This is a genomic window from Paenibacillus sp. PDC88 (genome assembly GCF_900106725.1).
Lineage (GTDB): Bacteria > Bacillota > Bacilli > Paenibacillales > Paenibacillaceae > Paenibacillus > Paenibacillus shunpengii.
The window spans coordinates 755,215-775,663 of record NZ_FNNT01000001.1 but is presented as its reverse complement, the minus strand read 5'-3'; the positions used below and the strand labels follow the sequence as shown (position 1 = coordinate 775,663).

Genomic DNA, 20,449 nt, shown 5'->3' with positions numbered 1-20,449 from the left:
CTAACGTTTAGTATAGCGCATAAGTTGTTACGTTAAAAGTATCAAAAAGATATTGACACGTTAAACGTAACGATATATTATAAGGATAACAAGTGATACGCTAAACGTAACGATAACAGGAGGCGGAAAAGAAAATGACCACGCAAATTAAACGAAAGCTTATCGAAATCATGTCGCTTAGTTACGATTTAAACGCCGGCACGGATCTGGCGCTGTTCTTCGACTTTCACGGTCATGTTAACTTACTATCGTTGCGCATACTCAGCGATAAGAATATTAGCGCAAATCGCGTGGAGATCATGAATAGGCGGATCTTCGTTAAACAGGCGTTCGTAGACGACGAACTCGACGAAATGCTCGCGCTACTTCAACGTTTGGTGACCGCCCATGACTTGCGCACGCTGTAACGGAACCGGCCGCTATCGTAACGGGTCAAAGTGTTATACCTGCGAAGGTAGCGGTCAGCATACGCCGGGCTCACGTAAGTATCGTGCGCTAACTTGCGTTAAGGACTTCGCTAAATACGGATTTAACGAGGGCGACCGTTGCTTCTCACGACCAACGAGTCCGGCGCTGATTACCGATGAGCCACGAGAACGCCTCGTAAATAAGCGGACGGGGCGCAGCGCGGATTTGCGGACGGTTACAATAGACGAATATTTTGCGGAGAAGCCATAATCCAAGTAAGGGAGAGATAACAGGGATGAAATACAACGTACTTGCTATATGTAAAGCTTGCCTTGATGCAGAATTAGTAAACCGTAAAGGCTATTGTTCTGGATGTTGGGAAGATGTAAAAGACGATTGTCTGGAACCAGCTAAAGGGGAGGTTAAAGACGATGAGCAAACTGACGTGTAATTGCGCTATGAAGCGCGACATGGCGAAGATGGGCGCTTACGACGAGTTGTTATTCCTCGTAGATGGACGCGTATTTGCGGTAAGGCTCGCGAAAGAATCCGAAGTGGAAGGAGCACTAAATAAATGACTCTAATATATGCAGGCAAACGGATGGGCGGCCGCTTGTATGTGCGGACTGCGGGCGGCAACTGGATCGCGATTCAATCGTTATTAAACGTTTCGTAACGGTTAAAAACCGCTTGCCCTTCGTGGAATTAGCGGTTTTCGTCGTTATACCGCATATTTAAACGTACAAACTCCGCGCATAAAACGCTCACCGCTTATCTTAACGCTAGTCTCCGTTATATCCTCGATTACGCCGCTGCCGACTAATTCGCGCTCAATAAACACGACGATGGGCGCACGCTCCATTTTCGCGGTGTAAAAGTGGATATCGGAGGTCAACGGTCTCATAAACTTCATATAAACGTAGTCCTTTCGTAGTAGGCTGCGTATTCACTTCGACAAATTGGCGGAATTTTCCTTTAAATATTTTCCGTTTCCACCGTATATTTCACACCAAAATGTACCTACGTAAATGAAAGGCCGCTTTTATAGCGGCTTATTCCCGTTTGGGAACGAAAATACAACCGAAAAGGGGACGATTATATGGCGGGTAAAGACCTTACCGTGCGAATTAACGTTGACGTATCCGAAGCACTAACCGGACTTAAAGCGATCCAGCGCGAAGCGAAGAAAGCTACGCAGGCATTGCGCGAACTTGAAGCTGCACAACGGGAGGTGCGCGATTGATGAGTAACGCACTTAACGGTAAATGGGGAAGTAACGCGAGAGCGGGGCGCTCTTTACACGATAGAAAAGGCGAAGTATTCACGACTACTGACGGCGACGTAATCATAACGGATGAGCCTTATGCGGCGACTGACACAGTAACTATCGTTGTTTATGCTGAGAACGAGGCGGATTACGTTAGACTATCGATGCCGCTTGCTAGACATATTCGCGCTTTATCAAATATATTCGGTTACGAAACGCTTAAAGATTCCGTCGATAACATGCCGGAGGAGGTGCGCCATGCATCCGGAAATTAGAACGCACAAAAACGCTGAGGGACATTGGGTTCACGAAGTTCCCGTCGACGGCTTTCGTATAGAGTCCGAAGAGGATATCGCACGCAAACGAGAGTACGCACAGCGTGAGGACGCGCGCAAACGGAATACGAAGTACTACGTAACGTCTTACCACGAACCTGTACGCGGCTTAACAACGATGCTCTCTCTTAACGAGCTGGGCGCGGTTATGAAGCTGATACCGTATATGCACATGGATAACGCGGGTGACTTGTACCTTAACGGGAAGCGCATGGGCTCCGCGGAGATATCGAAAGTAATCGGAAAGGCTGCGCGTATGACCGCCACTATCGTCAACTCACTAGTCAAATACGGAATACTTACGGAAGATAAGGATGGCAGGCGTAAGGTGTACGCAATCCATCCGGAGTATCACACGATCGGACGCGCACTTAAACAGGGCGAGTCATTTACGAAGATATATCAAATGAAAACGAGGTCTGACGTAAAGAATCTTTCGATTCAAGCGGCAGGCCTTTTATATTGTATGATTCCGTTTTTCCACTACCGGCTCTGCTACTTATGTACGAATCCGGACGAGAGGAGAGCGGACAGACTCGACGTTATCACACAAGCGTCACTCGCGCGTTTTCTTGGCGTTGACGATCAGACGGTGCGGAGAGGGTTACGGGAGCTAAGTAAGAACGGCTTTATTATGCGTTCCGAATCGTTAGGAGTTACCGTGATCAAAGTTAATCCGGACGTAATGTACCGCCAGAAGTTCGATAACGACGAGTATACGCAGGCTTTGCGCTATGACTTCGAACAGCACCGGAAGGCTTCCGAAAGTGGACACGGACTGGATGACGCGGATCTTCCGTTTTAGAGGGGTATCAAATATTGCATAGTTAGAGCGTTTTACCTATCAAATATTGCATAGTTCAAAAGTGGCTTGAGCCTTAGAGCGGCGCGGGATTTCGGCGTTTTAGGGCTTGAGCAACTCTTTATCTTGTATAACTCCGTAACAAGATACGGAATAAAACGGGCAAAAGCGGCCCGACACTGCGGACCAAAGAACATGGTCCTTGTGCACATATTTCTATTCGCGTATAGATAAGTCGGAGCCGAAAGGCGACGGCAAGGGCGAAAGCCCGAAGCTTATCTCTTTTTGTTTGTTAGATACAAGAAGCATATTCAAAACGAAGTATCTCATGAAGGCGAGGATAAGCGCATGTTAAAACGTATCAATAACGCGTTAATAGCGTTAGTATTAAGCGTTTATATCTATAGCGTTAAATGGCGCGGATTAACGGATTTAAAGCGTTAAGCGAACGTACAGTGAGCGGAGGGAATGCGTAATGATAAACGTTCTATTCGTTATATTAGGCGTTCATGTTACGTTAATACTCGTAGTTCTTACGCATTATATTCCTTACGCTATTCAATCGCGTAGTGGATTCGTAGAGGTAGCGAAGAGTCTCGCGTTAATGGCGGTAATACCGTATGTTCCTGCGTTATTTATTATTGCGTATAGGATCGATCAGTTTGACGAATGGAGGCGTTGATTAAACGTTATGCCTAGACGTATTAATCGCGTTAATGTAAACCGTTAATTTAGCGTATGGAATGCGCGCTATTATATGAAGCGAAAGTTTAGCGGAAGGGTTTGCGCGTGTTTACGTTGATAGCGCATTTCAGCTACTAGCGACTCGGACCGGAGACGCCCGCCTAAACTCACGGGGTCTCAGCCGCTCGCCTCCGTCTAACTTCGCGAATCAGCGTAGATTTGCTAATACCCATTTTCGCGGCTACTTCGTTATATGAATTATCGTTTAATAGCGCAATCGCGTGATCGAGCTGTTTCTTCGTATAGGCACGCGGTCGCCCTTCGGTGAATCCGTCCTTCTGGCGCGCAATAGCCTTGCCTTCTTGCGTACGTTCTACGATCATATCGCGCTCAAACTCGGCGAATCCGGAGAATATCGTAAGGATTAGGCGGCCAGTTACGGTGTCTTCGATAACGCCCATATTGAGTACGTGTATTTTAACGCCGCGATTAAATAGCTCCTTTACCGTAGTAATAGCGTCCACTGTCGAACGTGCGAAACGGTCCAGCTTCGTGACGATAAGCGTATCTCCGGATTGAAGAACGCTCAGTAGGCGGATGAACTCCGGGCGGTCCTTCTTGGTACCGGTAAACTTTTCCGAGTATATAACGTTAGCGCCGTTAGCCTTAAGCGCTTCTATCTGCGAGTTTAAGTCCTGGCCGATTGTTGAGACGCGAGCATAGCCGTATATCATACATATCCCTCCGTTGATTTAGAATATAAGTTATGACACCGTTTGATGCCTTGATTCTACGCGTATTAATGATCGGTGTCAATACTTTTAAGTTATGACTACGATAATCCGCGGCCCCCCCAAGCCGGTAGCGTAAACGGCCCCGACAGCTGTATACAATTCGCGAGCAAAATTTTGAACTCGGGTAGCGGAATCAGCACGTAAAATGACGTAGAATTACCGTTAAATTAGCGCGTTTCATAGGCGAATGGGGCAAACGTACCCCTTGCGTGTGATACGCGCTGATACGCGCTAATTTCACGTGAAAACGAAAGGAGAACGCAAGTATGGCGGATAAACGAAAAGCAACGCTCGAAGCGAAGTTAGACCCGCGCCAAATTATTGCAGCGCTAAAATGCGTAGAACGCGAATTTACAGCGGAGAATGAGCGCGTAAGTTTTGATGAGATTGCGGACGAGGTCGGCGTATCGCGCCAGTCACTATATAAGTGGCGCACGCAGAATCGCGCATTCATTGATTACGTTAATTACTTGGCGGACGAGTTCCTCGAATCTGAGCGCGCGTATGTATATCGGCAGCTCATGAAGACGATAAGCGGATCGCAACCGTCGATTAAAGGTATCGATTTGTACTTTAAGCGTCACGGACTTATTACGCAGAATGTTTCGGTAGAGACGAAGGAAGCCGGATCAGCGCGTACGAACGAAGATATCGCGCAAGAAATCGCGGAGCTAGACGAGCTATTAAACGACGAAAACTAACGGAGGAGGTGCGTTCTAATGGCGTATGTTAACGGTGAATGGCTCGATAAGACTGCGCGAACAGAACGTATCCGAATCGTTAGTGAACGGGCGAAGAAATTACGCGCATTAATCGAAGCCGGACGAGCAACAACGTATCATCAAGAGGGATTTCGCGCAGATGTGGCGGAGCTGAAACGGTTAAAGCGTATTGACCGCGCTGAGGACGACGTCGCGTTTTTTACGTACGAATACCTGTCGGACGGCGGCAATCCAGAGAACGAGGATAACATTGTTCGTAACGCGGAGGACGGAACGCCGCACGATCCACTCGAAGAGATAGCGCCGATTCACCGCGAATTCTTTAACTTATGTAACCACGTAGATCACGTAGTTAGAAATGCGCGGCTTGCGATTGCTGCAGCGCGGGGACACTCCAAATCCGGTAAGTTCTCGAACGGATTTCCGTTGCATCAGATCGTATATCGAAAGCGCAAATACATCCTAGTTATTTCCGAAACGGACTCGCTCTCTAAGAAGCTTATCGGGTGGGTTAATAAGCAGCTTAAGTTCAACGAGAAATTACGCGAAGACTTCGGTAATCTACTAAACGAACGGAACAACTTGAACGAGAAGGACAACGAAGAGGCGTTTATCACCGCGTCAGGCACGCTTGTCGAGGCGTCATCGTCCGGTAAGCAACTCCGCGGTAAGCGTCACGGTTCTTATCGGCCTGACCTCGTTATAGTCGATGATCCATCGTCAACGAATAACGAAGGTACGAAGGAAGCGCGGGAAAAGCTGATTCACTGGTTTAATTCCGTAGTCGTGCCGATTGGTACGAAGTCGACAGCGATTATTCTCGTCGGTACGATGGTCAGCGCGACAGGTCTACTTAATCACGTTCTCAAGCGGAGAGACTTTGAATCGTCGTTTCACGGTGCGGTCGTATCCGAACCGTCGAATCCGCAGCTATGGGATCAGTATTGCGAGATATACGCACGATCCGAAGATATGGCGGAAGCGGACGCGTTTTACGGAGCGAATAAAGAAGCGCTAGAGGAAGGCGTAGAACTTGCGTGGCCTTGGCGCTGGACTTATCGCGCGCTAATGCATGAGAAAGTCAATATGGGAACGCGCGCATATAACTCGGAGTTTCGTAATCTGGCGTTTAGTGAGGACGAGCAATTCTTCTTCCCGGACACATACGGTTACTTTCGTTTTGAATACGAGCACGGGCGTCGCTACATTCGGTATGAAGACATGAGGATTCCCGTTGAAGAATTAACGATAAGTGGCGCGTGGGATATAGCGCAGGGAAAGAATGCGCGGTCGTGCTATAACGCAGTAATTACGGTTGGTCGACATGAGAAGACCGGTCACATTTTCGTCTTGGACGAGTACGCGTCGAAAGAGCAGCCGCACAAGTACATCGACTTGATTATCGAGAAGATGAAAGAGTGGAAGCACAACGTTTTCAGCGTAGAAACGATTAACGCGCAACATGAATTTTATCGACAGCTGCAGGACCGAATGAGAATCAGCGGCATACACAGAACGAGGCTCAACGATATCAAATCCTACAAATCCTCGAAGGAGGAACGGATTGAATCGTTGGAGCCTCTTTTTCATAACAAAACGCTTATCCTTAACGCTTCTCATACGATGCTTATCGATCAATTAGCGCAATATCCGCACGGAGACTACGTTGACTCTGCCGACGCCTTGCAGCTAGCGGTTGAGAACGTGGCTAAAGCGAGGAAACAGATTCGCAATAAGCCGGCGTGGATGTATTAACGAAAGGAGGTCCGCAAATGACGGAATTTTACGATATCAAGGAAACGAAGTTGTTTTATCCAGGCGCTCAATTCCCGCCGCCGCAAGATATTCCGCGATTAGCGAAGTATAAACGCGGCAAAGCGATATATTCCGGACGACACGTTGAGATATACGATCGTGCGTCCTCACTTTTGAAAGATACGCCATTCGCACCGCAGCTCAAAACGCTATTTATCGCAGTCAACGTTATGGACGCGCTACTTACGAAGCCGGCGGACTTGATGGTCGGTGAGCCTCCGACATACGAGAGCGGCAAGGGACCGGAATCACGCGAACAGAAACGGTTAAACTCGATTGTCGAAGAGAACGATTTAACGCAGCTCGTACACGAATCCACTATCGGCGGCGGCTACCGTGGCGACTCGTTTATCAAAACGTATTATGCCGCGCGTGCTGACGTTAGTGAGGTCGAACAACTCGGACTTACAGCGCCGGAAGTGACGCTTGAACCGATTATCGAATCCGTAGACGCTTCGATTGTGTTTCCGGAGTTATCACGCGGTTCAAAGAAACGGTTCAAAGCGATTAATATCGCATGGGTCGAATGGGAAGTCGAATCATCTAGCGCGATTAGGTCGTTTTTCAGCGGTATTCCAACGACGGAAACGGCGTACTTAAACGTTGAGCGTCATATACCCGGCTATATACTGCATGAGCGTTATAAGCTTACGGAAAACGGAGTAGATACGGATTGGGGCGTGCCGATTTCGCTTTATACGATTGGTGAACGCGTACCTACGAACAAGAAAGCGGAAATTGAGCCAACGGGGATGCCCGAAATGCTCGTCGAGCACATTCCGTATAAGACAACGGATGATGACTGGCGTGGTGAGAGCGGAGTTGAGAAGTTGGAGAGCGTGCTGGCCGCGATTAACGACCGCATGGTGCAAATCGATTATATCTTATGGAAGCACAGCGACCCGACAGCGTACGGTCCGGACTGGTCAGACGATGAGAGTACGGCGCGATTCGGTGGCCGTTATATTCCGCTCGAAAAAGACGACCCGACGCCGGGTTATATGACGTGGGACTCGCAATTAGAAGGCGCGTTTAAGGAACTCGATATATTACTAGGACTCGTTTATCAGATTAGCGAAACGCCGCAATGGTTATTCGGTACAACGCTCGCCGCGGATAAAGGCGGAACAGGTACGTCTCATACGGATGCCGGCGCAATTAAAGCGCGCTTCATGCCGATCCTTTCGAAAGTAAAACGGATTCGTACGCATGTTGACCGTGCGATTCGTAATGCGCTCTGGAAGGCGATGAAACTCGAAAACTTCGCGAATAGAGACGTAGAGGGATTCGAAGCTTATGAAGCGGTCTATCCGAAGATCAGTTGGAGGGACGGCGTTCCTACGGACCCCAAAGCGGAAGCTGAGGCGGCGCAGATACGAACTGGAGGAAAACCCACTTTAGATGTGCGGAGTGCAATTAAGCGGCTTGACAGCACTAACGACGATGAGGCAGATGAGATCGCGCGTAGAATCGATGAGGACGAGGCACGTGTTAGTGGGACAGTAGATGCAAGTATATTCAACGCTCCGGAGGTCTGATAAATGGCTAGAAAGAATAAATGGAGCAGAGAACTAGTAATTTCAGCTTTAGCTGAGCGACACAAACAAGGAAAGTCAATGACATCTTCTGCTATTCGAAAAGAAGACCAGTCATTACGTGGCGCTATGGAGACTTATTTCGGGAGTCATTACAAAGCCTTAGCTGAAATCGGGCTAACCAAAGAGAATGTCTCTCCACTCACCTTTTGGGATCGGGATATGATAAAGAGAGAATTCCTAGTTGCGTTAGAAGACGTATCCTCAATCTCTGAGCTGTCCCGAAAGCATAAAAAGTTGGATCACGCAATACGAAAGCACTACGGTTCATACGACGCTCTCTGTGATGATTTAGGTATGGATGTTAGTGTCATAAAACGGCAGGTGCGTGAGTGGGCCGGAGAGGATTTACTGGATGTGTTGCGTGAGATAAGAGACGATGGAGGGCCACTTAATATAACAAGTGTGAAGACCCGCTTTCCCACGGTTCATGAGGTCGCCGTTCGTTGTTTCGGTAGTTATGAGAATGCGTTGTCTTCTGTAGGTGAGAAACTGGATGATCATATATGTGCGATGAAATACGATTCTCATTTAGGAAAATCATTTGAGCGATTGCTTTGGCAAATGTATCAGGATCTCGGATATAATTTCTCATACCAAAAGAGACTGTGTAATAACACAATTATGCCAGACTTTTACGATGAGGATAATAACATATTTATTGACGCGAAACTGTCCTCTTGGACAGTTTTTTGTTCTTCATCAATAGAAAAGTATCTTCCTCATTGTGACGAGTTAATTGTAGTTTATTTACGTGGGAGTGATATTCAGCACGATACGCCACGACTAAAGTTACGTCATGTAAGTCAGTATTACGGAGAGTTGGAAGATGCCGGACTTACTCACTACATCGCTGAATTTGATCGGCTTCTAAGTAAAGCGGACAACCTCGGGGAGAGGAGTGCAGCGTAATGTTTCCGGAGCCGAATTACGACCGCGACATTGAACGCCTTATCGCCGCATACAAACGGGCAGTACGTGATATTACCGCCGAATTATCGCGTCTGGACCTAACCGATATGTCTCGCGCACAGACAACGGCAGCACTCGCAGAGGTCGCCGCCATCTTAACCGCACTTAACGAAGAGTCAGCGGAATGGGTTTCCGCCAATATTCCGATTGCCGTAACGGATGGCGTAACGCGGACCATCGTCGACCTCGGCGTAGTCGCAACGGTTGAGGAAGCGCGCGACATCGTTAAGTTTAATCGGACTAATCGCGAGATGGTTGCGGCGGCCATTGCGGATACTCAGTCCGATTTGCTCGCGGTGACACAAAACGTGGACCGTCGCGTTAGACAAGCGGTGCGCCAAGCGACAGCCGACGCAATGCGCGCGAACATGGCCGCGGGAATAAACGGACGACGAACGATAAGCGCCGACATTCTGCAGCGGATGAGAACAACGTTGAACGGTGCGGTTGAAACGGGGATTATCGATGCAGCGGGCCGGCGTTGGAAGCCGGAAGTTTACGTTGAGACCGTTGTGCGAACGAAGATGATGCGCGCACAGATAGACGGAACGATTAACGAAGCGCTCGACCGTGATGTGATGTACGGGCGGATATCGAGCCATGGCGCAAAGGATGCGTGCCGCAATTGGGAAGGGCGTATCGTGAAATTAACGCCGGACGCTCCGGGAGATTATCCGGAGATTGGTGCGTTACCGAGGCGCGAGATATTTCATCCGCGTTGTAAGCACGTAGTGAGTCCGGTGAGGCGTCCAGATTAATAGAGAGGGAGGTTAGAAAGAGTGACTAAAAAGATCTCATATTATGACATAACTATTCCAGAGAATCCTCAACTTTTCCAGCAACAGCTAGATCTATCTTTACTAAATGAGGATAGGCAGGAAGCAAAGTTAAACACATTTAATGAGAGTTTGGAGATAAACCGAATTGACTATAGGCTATACCAAGCGGTGCTTCAAAATCCATTGGACATCCCAATGGTGCAGGAGCAAATGGCAATTTATATTGTATTTAAAAAGGGTGAGTGTGCAACCACAAACTATATAGAGGTTTACGATAGTAACAACGATCTAGTACCTTTTCAATGGGAAGCTGACAAGCACCCTAATCCTAGTATAGACGATGACTTTGGAAGTTACGACGATGGATCACTGAAATGTGGATATCTTTGGCTTATAGCTTCTTTAAGTCCGGGGGAATCTAAGGTGTTTACAATCAGGGTCTATGACAAAGAGCGTTTAAATACGTACCCTGAAAGAGTGCTCCACAACGTCATTCAGTCAACTCCAGGTACAGTTCGCGAGGAATTAATAGCTAATAACGTTGGGTTAAGGTTCCATGAGGATCTTGGTTTCTTACTGAGGCATGTTTTTGTAAATGGTATAGACTTGGTAGGCGGGACAGTACTCCAAAGAGTGGCAATAAAAAACAATACTTATTCCGATATCAATTCCAATGTAACCACTGAAACAACTAACATCAATAGGACCGTAAGTGGGTCCGGTGTGGTTTTTAAGGATTATATTTCTTCGTTCAAGTATAAGTACAACGAAGGAATTACTGTCACATCAACTGTCCGATTGTGGGCTAATGGAAAGTTTGATATGCATTTCTTTGTAAGAGCAGATGCCGATATTGCTGCCGGAGTTCTAAATGGGGTTGCATTCAAACTAGCGATGCAAAAATCGGGTGAAGTCAGTGGGGAAGGATACAAAGGTATAAAAGTCGGGGATACGTCTCTTCTAACTCAAATTAAATATTTTCAATATATACCAGACAATAACCCGGCAGAGAATAGATACTCCGCGCAGGTACTTAGTTCTAACGATGCGGGCTTTACTTATATGAATGCAACATGGTACAACACTTCTCCTAAAACCATGAATATTCCTAACGGTAGCTATTACAGTGCGAAATTTCATTTTACTACAGGGACTGATGTAGCTGTAAGTAAAAATGTAACTGACACGGTTAATAGGCTTATGAATACACCAAGAAGTGTTGCAACAAAGGAATCTAAAGAAGTTCTTAGACGAAAAGCTATTGCACTTTCTAAAGTGTTCATAAACTTAAATGCTGAAAAAGCCTTGACCGAGACAAACTTCCCTCTGCTAAGATCTCTTATTCATTTGGCGTACGCTGAGATAAACGGAATAGACAACTTTGATACTTCATGGGGTCTGTTTAAATCCGCACTAGATGTTACCTATGGAGGCGGTACAGTAACGGGGATTTTCGGTGTTTATCCAAATCGAGGTCTTGAGTACATTGGGAGAGATATGAGCGCCCTTGAGTACTTTAGAGCTAAATGCGCTCAAAAAGGAAAAGTTAAGGAGCTAGAATTTGTAGAAAGTGTTATTCACGCTTTGGCAGACGCAATCGTCCTGATGGAAGAGTTTAGTGGGGGAAATGGTAAAATCACGCTCAGCACTTTGGTATCGGATAACATGAATGCAGAAGCTTGTGCACTGAGGTATCTAAAGAGTAGTTTGAACCTCCAGAAGAATCCAACCAGGGAGGCTGCCTACAATAGAGTTAAGGTGAGATTTGAGAGTGGGCCTCTCTATAAAAATATCCTTCCTTACGCTATTGGGCAAGAAGTATTCACACAACAGCTCTCTCATTACCACGGTTTTAGTTTATTTGATTACACCAAAGCTGTATCTATACCTTCGTTTCATATTTATAATTACTTACTCGATTACTCTACGCCTGCCGGGTTCATAAAAGAGGTCGGATATAACTATATCAACTCAAGATGGGGATTTGTTCATACAGCTTTTTATTCAGCGGTTGTCCTGTATAGGGCGGGCACAATCTCAAGTCTACAACAATCCTGTGCGATACTAGAGCACGTAATTAGTAGGTGCTACCCGAATGGGTACCATGAATACCCACTTGACGGGTGGAAGCCGAATCAAGAGTCGTCAGTAAGTATTGAGTGTCAAATTGTCTGTGAATTAGTCTTGGATGAAATTCTTCTTTATACTAATAGGTCCGTACGCTAAGACGTTAAACTAAGCGGTTTGCTAATCGATAGCCGACGGGCTTTAAACGGGAGGATATACGATGAAAAACGTTAGATTTCCGCTTAATCTTCAATTGTTCGCAGGCGAACCGGACCCGACTCCGCCACTAGATCCGCCGGCTGATCCGCAGCCACCGAAGACATTTACGCAGGACGAAGTTGACCGGTTGATTACCGATAGATTATCGCGCGAACGGAAGAAATACGGAGACTATGACGATTTGAAAACGAAGCTTACGGAATTTGAACAGGCGGAAGAGGAGCGTAAGAAAGCGGAGATGTCCGCACATGAACGACTCGAAGCCGAGAAAGCCGAAGCGCTTAAGGCCGCAGATGAAGCGAAAGCCGAGCGTGACCAGGCGTTAACAGCCGCTAACCAGCGCTTGATTAAAGCGGAGTTCCGAGCGCTCGCTCGCGAACTGAACGTACGTAAAGATGCGATCGATGACGCGTTGAAACTCGCCGACCTATCCGCGGTAACGGTCGATGACGAGGGTAACGCAGTCGGCGTAGAAGACGTAGTTAAGGCGCTGATCGAAAATAAACCGTTTCTCGTGGAGCAAACGAAGTCGAAGCCGGACCCGATCGGTGGAGCAAGCGGTGGCGAACAGAAACCGGAGAAAACGAAGGATCAATTACTTGCGGAGATGGCCGAGAAAGTTAAGGCGAATCCGACACCGGGCAACATCGCTAAGTTTACGCAGCTTAAACGTGAACTAAATAAGTAACACGAGGACACTTTTAAAATTGAGTGTCCTTTTTATTTTGCGCTTCCGAAACCGGAGGCGCTTTTTTAATGCCCAAAAACTTACCTAATGGGGGAATAAGAGAATGTCTAAAATTTTTAATAACGATTTGATTGGTAAACGCGAGTCCGTAACAGACGAGCTATTGCTCCTTAATCCTTATCAGACGCCAATGCTTTCTATGCTTGGATTTTCTAATCCAGTAAGCCAAGTTGAGCATGTATGGTTCGAAGATTCTATGTTCGCAACTGAGTCCGTATCCGGTGCGGAAGTCACTGCGGCAGGAACAGCGGTCGTTGTTGCTTCCGTAGAACCATTCCGCGTTAATGACGTGATTAAAGTTGGAGAAGAGCTGCTTAAGGTTACAGCTATTAATTCCGGAACTAAGACTCTTACAGTAACTCGTGGATATGCCGGAACTACAGCGACTGTTATCCCGTCCGGTTCAACTGTGTCCTTCCAATTTACAGAAGGCGTTGAAGGCGCGGATGCTCGTGACGCTCGTTACAAGGCACGCGTACGTAAATCCAACCTGACGCAAATCTTTACTGACACTGTAGAAATCACGGGCACTGCTGCAGCGGTTAACAACTACGGTATTGATGACATTTACGAGTACGAAAAATCCAAAAAGCTGTTGGAGTTGGCTCTGCAGTTGGAGAAAGCTGTTATCGGTGGTATCAAATACGAAAACGGCGCGATCCGTCAAATGGGCGGCGTACGTTCCTTGATTCAAACCAATGTCAAGGATGCATTTGGTGCGGCACTTACCCTTGGAATGATCAATGATAGTCTGCAGGCCATCTACACTAAAGGTGGATTTGCAACTGGCGGTAATTATGAGATCATTGTTCCGGCGAAGCAAAAACGCATCGTGTCTAGCTTTGGGGAAGCTTTGGTGCGCATCGACCAAAACGATCCGCGTCGCGGTACTGTTGTATCCCGATTGACTACGGATTTCGGTGAGTTCCCTGTTTCCATTAATGACAACCTCGCTTCCGGCGAAGCTCTTATCCTGGATAAAAACCGCACAGAGATCAAAGCCTTGAGCGGTCGTGACTTCGCGCATGAATACCTCGGCAAGAAAGGTGACTACTACCAAGGTATGATCGTCGGCGAATACACTATCGAGCTCCACCAAGAGCAAGCGCACGCACGTATCAAAGGTTTGGCGTAAGCCGACCGCAAATAACCGGAGCCTAGCGCTTAACTGCGCCGGGCTTCTTTTTATAACGGAGGTAACACGGATGTCAAAGAATTATACTTCGCGCTATGCCGAGTTATCGTTTTACGTTGACGGCGTTGAGCGCAAGTTTAAGGATGGCGTATACGCAGCGAAAACACCGGAAGAAATCGTGGTACTTGACGTATTGTCCGACGCAGTGCCGGTAGACGAACCGCAAGAACAACCGGAGGAAACGGTTAAGCCCGCCGCCAAACAACCGCGTAAAGGCGCCGCCAAAGCCTCCGAATAATAACGGAGGGAACGGTGATAGGCGATGGTTAACGTAGCAGACGCAAACGATTATATCAGCGCGAATTGTATCGATATCGAGGATTGGACGGACGCAGACGAGGCGAAAAAACAACGGATAGTTAACGTCGCATCTCGCACGCTTGCCGTGAAATATCCGAGCTATACGATTCCTGACGCGGCTGTATACGAATTTGCGAATGTGCTCGCGATTGTGTTTAACGATACGAATCGGTTGGCGCAGCATGGCATTACGGGGTTTACGATTGATAAAGTCGGCAGTTTTGACTATAAAGACTCGACAGTATCCCGACCGGATCGCGACTTGTCTAAACTTATTCCGCAGACGGCCTACGACATTATCGGAGCGGAAAACGGAGTTAAGCTAAATAAGCGCGCGCCTAAATGGACGGTGATGTAATGGCGATTATACCGCTGAAACAAACGGTTATCGTTACGAAGCCGGGCACGTCAGACGGTTGGGGCGGTTCGGTCCCAGGCGTGAGTATTACGTATAAGGTGCGCGTATCTGAACGCACTGAAATCGTAAAGAATCAAGTCGGCGAAGAGGCCGTATCAAGCATGACGATTATATTCGATAAGCTTCCGGACGTACGTTACGACGACGTCATTACGTATACGAACGAGTTGGGCGATACGATCGAACGGAGTCCGCTGGCTATCGAACCAAAACGCATGCTAAACGGTAAGCCGATTATTACGGAGGTGTACGTGTAATGTCGTTATCCTTCGAGTTTGATATTTCGAAGCTCGCGGAACTTATCGAGAAGTCTCCGGAAGTTGCCGCTAATGCTGCGCGCATCGGATTACACGACGCACTCGACGAATGGAGAGCGGAATCCGTTGATATCGCGCCAATTGACGAAGCGACGTTACGCCGTTCGATTACGGTCGGGGACATTACGGAAGAAGGCGGCCTCAACATGACGGGCGAGATTAGCGCGAACGCTACGGTCCAGTCGAAGAGCGGACGCTTTAACTATGCGTACTATATTCACGAACATGATGCGGGCGGTAAGAATCTTCTAACGCCGGGCACGGAGAAGAAGTTCCTGGAGATTCCGGGCAAGAAGAACGAGCGTAAGTGGTCCGCGGATATCGAAAAGGAAATACGCGACGGTCTTGATAAGGCGGGGTGGTAGCGGTGGCATTACTCGATGAAATAGTCGCGATTGAAACGTTTATTAAAGCGAAGTATCCGGCGGCAAAGTACGAGAAGCAAACGGTGCCGGACAAACCCGTTAATGATACGTTCGTCATACGGTTCCTTGACGATGACCGCGAGAAGGAGACCGGTGTACATTACCGGATTGATCGCGAGTATCAAGTCATCTATTTCGCGCAGACTCCGCAGGCGATATTACCGGTGATGGATGCGCTAAGTAAATACGTTTATGAAACGGACTCTATCGGAGCTTTCCGCGTAGAGTCCTTCGCTTATTCGCAGCCTTTTAAGATGGAGAGCGGAATGCACGCGTGTATCGGGATATTAACCGGCAATGTGCGCGAGGCAATACCGCAGAAATCGTGGCAGAAGATCAACCACATAGACACAAGATTTGAATAGACAGAAAAGAGGGCGTCCATCATGGGCGCTCTTTTTAATTTTGGGAGGGAAACGAATGGCAGGAACTTGGGACCCAACGGCACTACCGATTCGCCCAGGTATTTACGCGATCTTTAAATCCGCAGCGGCAGCGCAAATCAGCGGAGGAGCACGTGGTACAGTCGCAATTCCGCTGTTAAATAGCGGCTCAGCTACGAAGAAGGCGTTCTTCACGGTTTCAACGGAAGCGGAAGCGACTGAATTGTTCGGCTCTGCGAATATCGGCTCGATTCTACTCGCGCTACAAGGCGGCGCTAAGGAAGTTCTCGTTTATACGATGCCGGCGTCACCGGCGACTGCGGACTACACCGCAATGCGCGACGCTTTTGACACGCGACCGTTCAACGTATTCGTGTTCGATGGCGAATCGACCGTATCGGAACAGGCGGCGACGAAGACGTGGGTAATCCGCAATCGCGACGAAGGTAAACACTTCATGGCGGTAATCGGCGGAACGGCAGCTAATGACGCTGACCCAACGGCGGGCAACGCGCGCACAACGCTGAATGCGGATGATTACATCGTTAATCAAATCGTTGGCGGCGTAGTTAACGGCGTAACGTACGAATCCGCTAAATATGCGCCATGGCTTGCGGGCGCCATCGCAGGCACAGCGATTAATGCGGCCATTACGTATAAGCAAGCACCGCTCGATGACGTCAACAAGCGTCTGACAAATGCGCAAATCAACTCGGCTCTGCAGGCGGGTTCTTTGGTGTTGGTTCATGACGGCGAGAAAGTCAAAGTCGAGCAAGGACTGACCACATCGAAGAAGAAAATCCGCACAATTCGCGCACGCCAAGCGATCCTAACGGACATTGCAAAAACGGCTGCGGATAGTTACATCGGCAAACTCAACAACAACGCAGACGGTCAGGCAACGTTAATCGTCGCGATTAAAGCGTACCTCGAAACGCTTGAGCGCGAAGGCGTACTCGCAGATCCAGTTGTAACGCTTGATCCGCAACGTCCGAGCGTTGGCGACTCCGTGTTCCTTGCACTTAGTTACGTTGAGATTGATTCGATGGAACGTATTTTCCTCACTATCAACATTTAAGGAGTGATTAGATGCTGGACCCATCTAAAACTATTGACGGCAGCTACGGGAAACTCCTGGATGCTGACGGTAACTGGATGACAAACGTGACGGGTGTTACCGCTGACGTTGCTATCGGCATGGAAGAGATTCCGATTGCCGGAGATCGTTGGTTAGGACACAAGCCGACGACTCTTAAAGGCTCAGGTTCAATTAATGGATTCCTAGTAACGACGACATTCATGGAGAAAATCATGGCAATTACAAATAATCGGAGCGCGCCATTCTTTACCGAGCTAATCGTTACACTCGATGATCCGGCCGCTTACGGTGCCTACCGTGCTCGCCTGAAAAACGTCACATTCGACAAGATTCCGCTCGCGGGATACGAACACGGAACAACCGTAAAACAAGAGCTCACGTTTGTTTTCTCGGGCTCTGAGCTACTCGATAAAATCAACGCTTAATCTACGCGGCGGGCTTCGGCTCGCCTTTTTAATTTCGAAAATAACCGGGAGGTTGATTATAGATGGCATCAGCATTACAGGCGCTACTAGGCGCAAGTAAGGACATTAAAGAAGAGGTAAACATGAAGCGGTTAGGCGTTAAGTTCACGATTCGTCCGTTATCTTTTGAGGAAATTAAGCGCGCTGGAGATCAGGCAACAATTGGCGATAAGCTCGACGATCAGCTTCATAACGCCGCAATAATTGCACTAGGTTGCGTTGATCCGGCATTCAACGATAAGAGCCTTCGCGAACATTACGAAGCGACTGATTCGGCGGATTGCGTAATCAAAGCGTTAATGCCCGGTGAAGTTACGAGACTTGTCGGAAAGATTCTAGCGTTGTCCGGCTACGGAAAAGAAGAAGAGACAATTGAAGATGTAAAAAACTAATCAAGGCGGGAGGTGAGGCCGGACTGTTGCACGCAATATTCCAGCGTCATCATATTCCGCCGGATGAAGTTTATTCAAAGGATCGCCGGCACCAACTCTTTATGTTTGCGTCAATGCAGTTGATTTTTGAAGAAGAAGAGGCAGAAGCGCGACGAATTGATGTGGAAAGGAGGAGACAACAATAGCATTTGATCTGATTGCGAAACTCAAGCTTAAGGACGAAATGACTTCTCCGCTTAAAGACGTTGAACGGCAACTCCGCCAAGTTAAACAATCGACAGATAATTACCGTAATACAACTGATAAATTACGTGATTCTAACGCTCGTCTCACGCAGGATACGAGTAGATCCGTTAACGCGATCAACAAACAAAAAGCTGCACTCGATGGACTCGGTAACGCAGGTAAAAACGCGCTTGGCATGCTCGGACGCTTATCGAAAATGGCGGCAGGCGGCGCGTTAGGTATCGGAGCTATCGGCGTCGGAGCTGCCGGTTACCTCGGTTATTCATCGTTAAATAAGGCGATGGATTTTGAAGCGCAAATGTCTACGATTAAGGCGTTAACTGGCGCGACTCAGGCGGAAATGAAGAAGATGCAGGCGCTCGCACTCGAACAAGGCGCGCAAACGAAGTACTCAGCGCTAGAGGCTGCGAAAGGTATTGAGGAACTATTAAAAGCGGGAATAACGCCGGCGCAAGTTCAAGCGGGCGCTCTTAATGCTGCGCTAAACCTCGCAACGGCGGGCGGTCTCGAACTTGCGGAAGCCGCGGAGATTATGTCGACGTCACTTAACGCGTTTAAGAAGGACGGATTAACTGCGGCCCAAGCATCGGATATTCTCGCGGGAACGGCGAATGCGTCGGCAACAGGCGTACACGAACTGCGCTATTCACTTGCGGCAGTCGGTGCGGTCGCCGATGGCGTCGGGATGTCGTTTAAGGATACGAATACAGCGTTTGGATTGTTTGCTAATAACGGTCTCAAGGGATCGGACGCGGGTACGTCGCTTAAGTCGATGCTCCTGAATTTATCGCCGGCTACGAAGAGAGCGCGCGAGGCTATGATGGATCTCGGCATCATGACGAATAAGGGCGCTAACCTGTTTTACAACGCTTCCGACGAGCTTAAGTCGCTTGACGAAATTGCCGGAGTTTTGCGTACCACTTTAAGCGATCTAACCGCACGTGAACGCCAAGACGCATTGCGCGATTTGTTCGGAACTGACGGTATTCGTGCAGCAAATATCCTTTATAAAGAAGGTGCGGCGGGCGTTAAAAAGTTCTACGACGAGATGCTTAAGGTAACTGCGCTCGATGTCGCGAGAGAGAAAATGAATAACGCAGCCGGTGCGGTTGAACAGTTTAAGGGCGCATGGGAAACGTTACAAATTTCCGCTATGCTTCCAACATTACCGATCGTTAAGGATCTCGCTAATGCAGCGGCAGACTTCATTAACAAATATTCGCCCGCGATTACTAAGGCAATGGAAGATGCGGTCAATGGCGCTAAGAGATATCTAATGGAAAACTTTATTGATAACCCTGAGTTCCGTAATTTGCCTACACTTTCAGCAAAGGTTGATTTTACTTTTGGTAAGATCAAAGACTTATTTGACGACTGGTGGGCATCTAGCGGTAAGGCAGGAGTTAGAGAACTTACTGGTGATGTGACAAGCTTTATGCTTTCAACACTTGAAGCGGCGGTTCCTCGAATTGCAGCTATCGGTGTAAGCATGGGTACTGCGCTCGTAAAGGGCATATTGGATGGGATTGGTCAAGCACCTATTACTGCTGTAGAGAGCACACTCAAGACCGACGTAGTTAATAAGGTCTTTGACTTCACTGGTGACGTGCTACCTGAATGGATGGGCGGTTACGCAGAAGAAGACAGCGCTCGTCTTAAAGCTGAGCGTAGAAATAAACTCGGTAATAAGAGCGGCACACCACTCAACATGCTTTCAGAGCCATCGGCCCAACAGATCACTAAGTCGAACTTGAATTTTATGAAAAATGCAATACCGCATTCCGGCGGACTTGACCGCGTTCCCTATCACCGTTATCCAGCGTTATTACACAAGGATGAAACGGTACTTAACGCAACCGAAGCGCGCAAATATCGCGGTGACGGTGGCGCAGGTTCGGGTCATGGTGGAGGCGTTGTCGTTAATATGTACGGAACGGTTATTCGCGAGGAAGCGGACGCCGAACGACTGGCTGACGCAATCGCACGAAAACTCGCAGTGTAAA

Annotated in this window: 27 protein-coding genes; 25 read left to right on the top strand and 2 right to left on the bottom strand. The window is 48.0% G+C overall.

Translation table 11 applies throughout. The annotated features are described in order from the left end of the window. Window positions 1-134 precede the first annotated feature (134 nt). The 4 genes from BLW49_RS03575 to BLW49_RS28680 are packed head-to-tail and all read left to right on the top strand — an operon-like array spanning window position 135 to window position 986. The gene (locus BLW49_RS03575) at window positions 135-407 is read left to right on the top strand and encodes a hypothetical protein (RefSeq protein WP_090723183.1); all 273 of its coding nucleotides are present in this window, start codon (window positions 135-137) and stop codon (window positions 405-407) included. Next, a complete protein-coding gene (locus tag BLW49_RS28465; protein WP_143042061.1) occupies window positions 388-678 on the top strand; it encodes a hypothetical protein in 291 nt (96 codons plus the stop codon). Before BLW49_RS03575 ends, BLW49_RS28465 begins: the two co-directional genes overlap by 20 nt. Window positions 679-703: 25 nt before the next feature. Then, entirely contained in the window at window positions 704-859 is a 156-nt protein-coding gene (locus BLW49_RS28685; protein WP_177178630.1) for a hypothetical protein, read from the top strand. After that, window positions 840-986, top strand: a complete 147-nt coding sequence (locus tag BLW49_RS28680; protein WP_177178629.1) for a hypothetical protein — start codon at window positions 840-842, stop codon at window positions 984-986. The genes BLW49_RS28685 and BLW49_RS28680 overlap by 20 nt, the downstream gene beginning before the upstream one ends. 143 nt (window positions 987-1,129) lie before the next feature. Here BLW49_RS28680 and BLW49_RS03570 read toward each other — a convergent pair whose 3' ends face one another. Beyond that, on the bottom strand, window positions 1,130-1,321 hold the full coding sequence (locus BLW49_RS03570) for a hypothetical protein (protein WP_256209560.1): 192 nt from the start codon (window positions 1,319-1,321) through the stop codon (window positions 1,130-1,132). 186 nt (window positions 1,322-1,507) lie between these two features. Between BLW49_RS03570 and BLW49_RS28675 the strand changes: the two genes are divergently transcribed. The 4 genes from BLW49_RS28675 to BLW49_RS03555 all read left to right on the top strand — a co-directional run bounded on the left by BLW49_RS28675 (window position 1,508) and on the right by BLW49_RS03555 (window position 3,494). Then, window positions 1,508-1,651 (top strand): hypothetical protein, encoded by a 144-nt coding sequence (locus BLW49_RS28675; protein WP_177178628.1) that lies wholly within the window; start codon window positions 1,508-1,510, stop codon window positions 1,649-1,651. Then, window positions 1,651-1,950, top strand: coding sequence for a hypothetical protein (locus tag BLW49_RS03565; RefSeq protein ID WP_090723181.1), 300 nt, complete (start codon window positions 1,651-1,653; stop codon window positions 1,948-1,950). The genes BLW49_RS28675 and BLW49_RS03565 overlap by 1 nt, the downstream gene beginning before the upstream one ends. Continuing rightward, window positions 1,934-2,815, top strand: coding sequence for a hypothetical protein (locus BLW49_RS03560; RefSeq protein ID WP_090723180.1), 882 nt, complete (start codon window positions 1,934-1,936; stop codon window positions 2,813-2,815). Before BLW49_RS03565 ends, BLW49_RS03560 begins: the two co-directional genes overlap by 17 nt. Window positions 2,816-3,287: 472 nt before the next feature. Then, complete coding sequence (locus tag BLW49_RS03555) at window positions 3,288-3,494, top strand: hypothetical protein (RefSeq protein ID WP_090723178.1); 207 nt, start codon at window positions 3,288-3,290, stop codon at window positions 3,492-3,494. A gap of 169 nt (window positions 3,495-3,663) precedes the next feature. On the opposite strand, the gene BLW49_RS03550 is transcribed toward BLW49_RS03555, so the two are convergent. Continuing rightward, window positions 3,664-4,230 (bottom strand): recombinase family protein, encoded by a 567-nt coding sequence (locus BLW49_RS03550; protein WP_090723176.1) that lies wholly within the window; start codon window positions 4,228-4,230, stop codon window positions 3,664-3,666. A 326-nt stretch (window positions 4,231-4,556) separates the two neighbouring features. Between BLW49_RS03550 and BLW49_RS03545 the strand changes: the two genes are divergently transcribed. The 17 genes from BLW49_RS03545 (at window position 4,557) to BLW49_RS03465 (ending at window position 20,448) form a co-directional block, all read left to right on the top strand. Continuing rightward, complete coding sequence (locus tag BLW49_RS03545; protein WP_090723175.1) at window positions 4,557-4,991, top strand: phBC6A51 family helix-turn-helix protein; 435 nt, start codon at window positions 4,557-4,559, stop codon at window positions 4,989-4,991. Between the two features lie 18 nt (window positions 4,992-5,009). Beyond that, complete coding sequence (gene terL / locus BLW49_RS03540) at window positions 5,010-6,767, top strand: phage terminase large subunit (RefSeq protein WP_090723173.1); 1,758 nt, start codon at window positions 5,010-5,012, stop codon at window positions 6,765-6,767. Between the two features lie 17 nt (window positions 6,768-6,784). Beyond that, window positions 6,785-8,365, top strand: a complete 1,581-nt coding sequence (locus BLW49_RS03535; RefSeq protein WP_256209559.1) for a portal protein — start codon at window positions 6,785-6,787, stop codon at window positions 8,363-8,365. 3 nt (window positions 8,366-8,368) lie between these two features. Further along, the gene (locus tag BLW49_RS03530; protein WP_090723172.1) at window positions 8,369-9,334 is read left to right on the top strand and encodes a hypothetical protein; all 966 of its coding nucleotides are present in this window, start codon (window positions 8,369-8,371) and stop codon (window positions 9,332-9,334) included. Continuing rightward, window positions 9,334-10,152 (top strand): phage minor capsid protein, encoded by an 819-nt coding sequence (locus BLW49_RS03525; protein ID WP_090723170.1) that lies wholly within the window; start codon window positions 9,334-9,336, stop codon window positions 10,150-10,152. The genes BLW49_RS03530 and BLW49_RS03525 overlap by 1 nt, the downstream gene beginning before the upstream one ends. Before the next feature lie 21 nt (window positions 10,153-10,173). Beyond that, window positions 10,174-12,399 carry a hypothetical protein gene (locus BLW49_RS03520; RefSeq protein ID WP_090723168.1) on the top strand — a complete coding sequence of 742 codons (2,226 nt, stop codon included), beginning with the start codon at window positions 10,174-10,176 and terminating at the stop codon, window positions 12,397-12,399. A gap of 61 nt (window positions 12,400-12,460) precedes the next feature. Then, entirely contained in the window at window positions 12,461-13,147 is a 687-nt protein-coding gene (locus BLW49_RS03515; RefSeq protein WP_090723167.1) for a phage scaffolding protein, read from the top strand. A 103-nt stretch (window positions 13,148-13,250) separates the two neighbouring features. Beyond that, window positions 13,251-14,342 carry an SU10 major capsid protein gene (locus BLW49_RS03510; protein WP_090723165.1) on the top strand — a complete coding sequence of 364 codons (1,092 nt, stop codon included), beginning with the start codon at window positions 13,251-13,253 and terminating at the stop codon, window positions 14,340-14,342. Window positions 14,343-14,412: 70 nt separating this feature from the next. Then, window positions 14,413-14,640, top strand: coding sequence for a hypothetical protein (locus BLW49_RS03505; RefSeq protein WP_090723164.1), 228 nt, complete (start codon window positions 14,413-14,415; stop codon window positions 14,638-14,640). A gap of 24 nt (window positions 14,641-14,664) precedes the next feature. After that, on the top strand, window positions 14,665-15,060 hold the full coding sequence (locus tag BLW49_RS03500; protein WP_090723162.1) for a hypothetical protein: 396 nt from the start codon (window positions 14,665-14,667) through the stop codon (window positions 15,058-15,060). Beyond that, window positions 15,060-15,377, top strand: coding sequence for a hypothetical protein (locus tag BLW49_RS03495; protein ID WP_090723160.1), 318 nt, complete (start codon window positions 15,060-15,062; stop codon window positions 15,375-15,377). Before BLW49_RS03500 ends, BLW49_RS03495 begins: the two co-directional genes overlap by 1 nt. Continuing rightward, window positions 15,377-15,802 carry an HK97 gp10 family phage protein gene (locus BLW49_RS03490; RefSeq protein WP_090723158.1) on the top strand — a complete coding sequence of 142 codons (426 nt, stop codon included), beginning with the start codon at window positions 15,377-15,379 and terminating at the stop codon, window positions 15,800-15,802. Before BLW49_RS03495 ends, BLW49_RS03490 begins: the two co-directional genes overlap by 1 nt. A gap of 2 nt (window positions 15,803-15,804) precedes the next feature. Then, window positions 15,805-16,227, top strand: coding sequence for a hypothetical protein (locus tag BLW49_RS03485; protein ID WP_090723156.1), 423 nt, complete (start codon window positions 15,805-15,807; stop codon window positions 16,225-16,227). A 55-nt stretch (window positions 16,228-16,282) separates the two neighbouring features. Further along, complete coding sequence (locus tag BLW49_RS03480; RefSeq protein ID WP_090723154.1) at window positions 16,283-17,323, top strand: phage tail sheath subtilisin-like domain-containing protein; 1,041 nt, start codon at window positions 16,283-16,285, stop codon at window positions 17,321-17,323. 11 nt (window positions 17,324-17,334) lie between these two features. Then, window positions 17,335-17,769 carry a phage tail tube protein gene (locus BLW49_RS03475; protein WP_090723153.1) on the top strand — a complete coding sequence of 145 codons (435 nt, stop codon included), beginning with the start codon at window positions 17,335-17,337 and terminating at the stop codon, window positions 17,767-17,769. A 62-nt stretch (window positions 17,770-17,831) separates the two neighbouring features. Further along, complete coding sequence (locus BLW49_RS03470; protein WP_090723151.1) at window positions 17,832-18,200, top strand: phage tail assembly chaperone; 369 nt, start codon at window positions 17,832-17,834, stop codon at window positions 18,198-18,200. A gap of 223 nt (window positions 18,201-18,423) precedes the next feature. After that, on the top strand, window positions 18,424-20,448 hold the full coding sequence (locus BLW49_RS03465; protein ID WP_090723149.1) for a phage tail tape measure protein: 2,025 nt from the start codon (window positions 18,424-18,426) through the stop codon (window positions 20,446-20,448). The last annotated feature ends 1 nt before the right edge of the window (window position 20,449 follow it).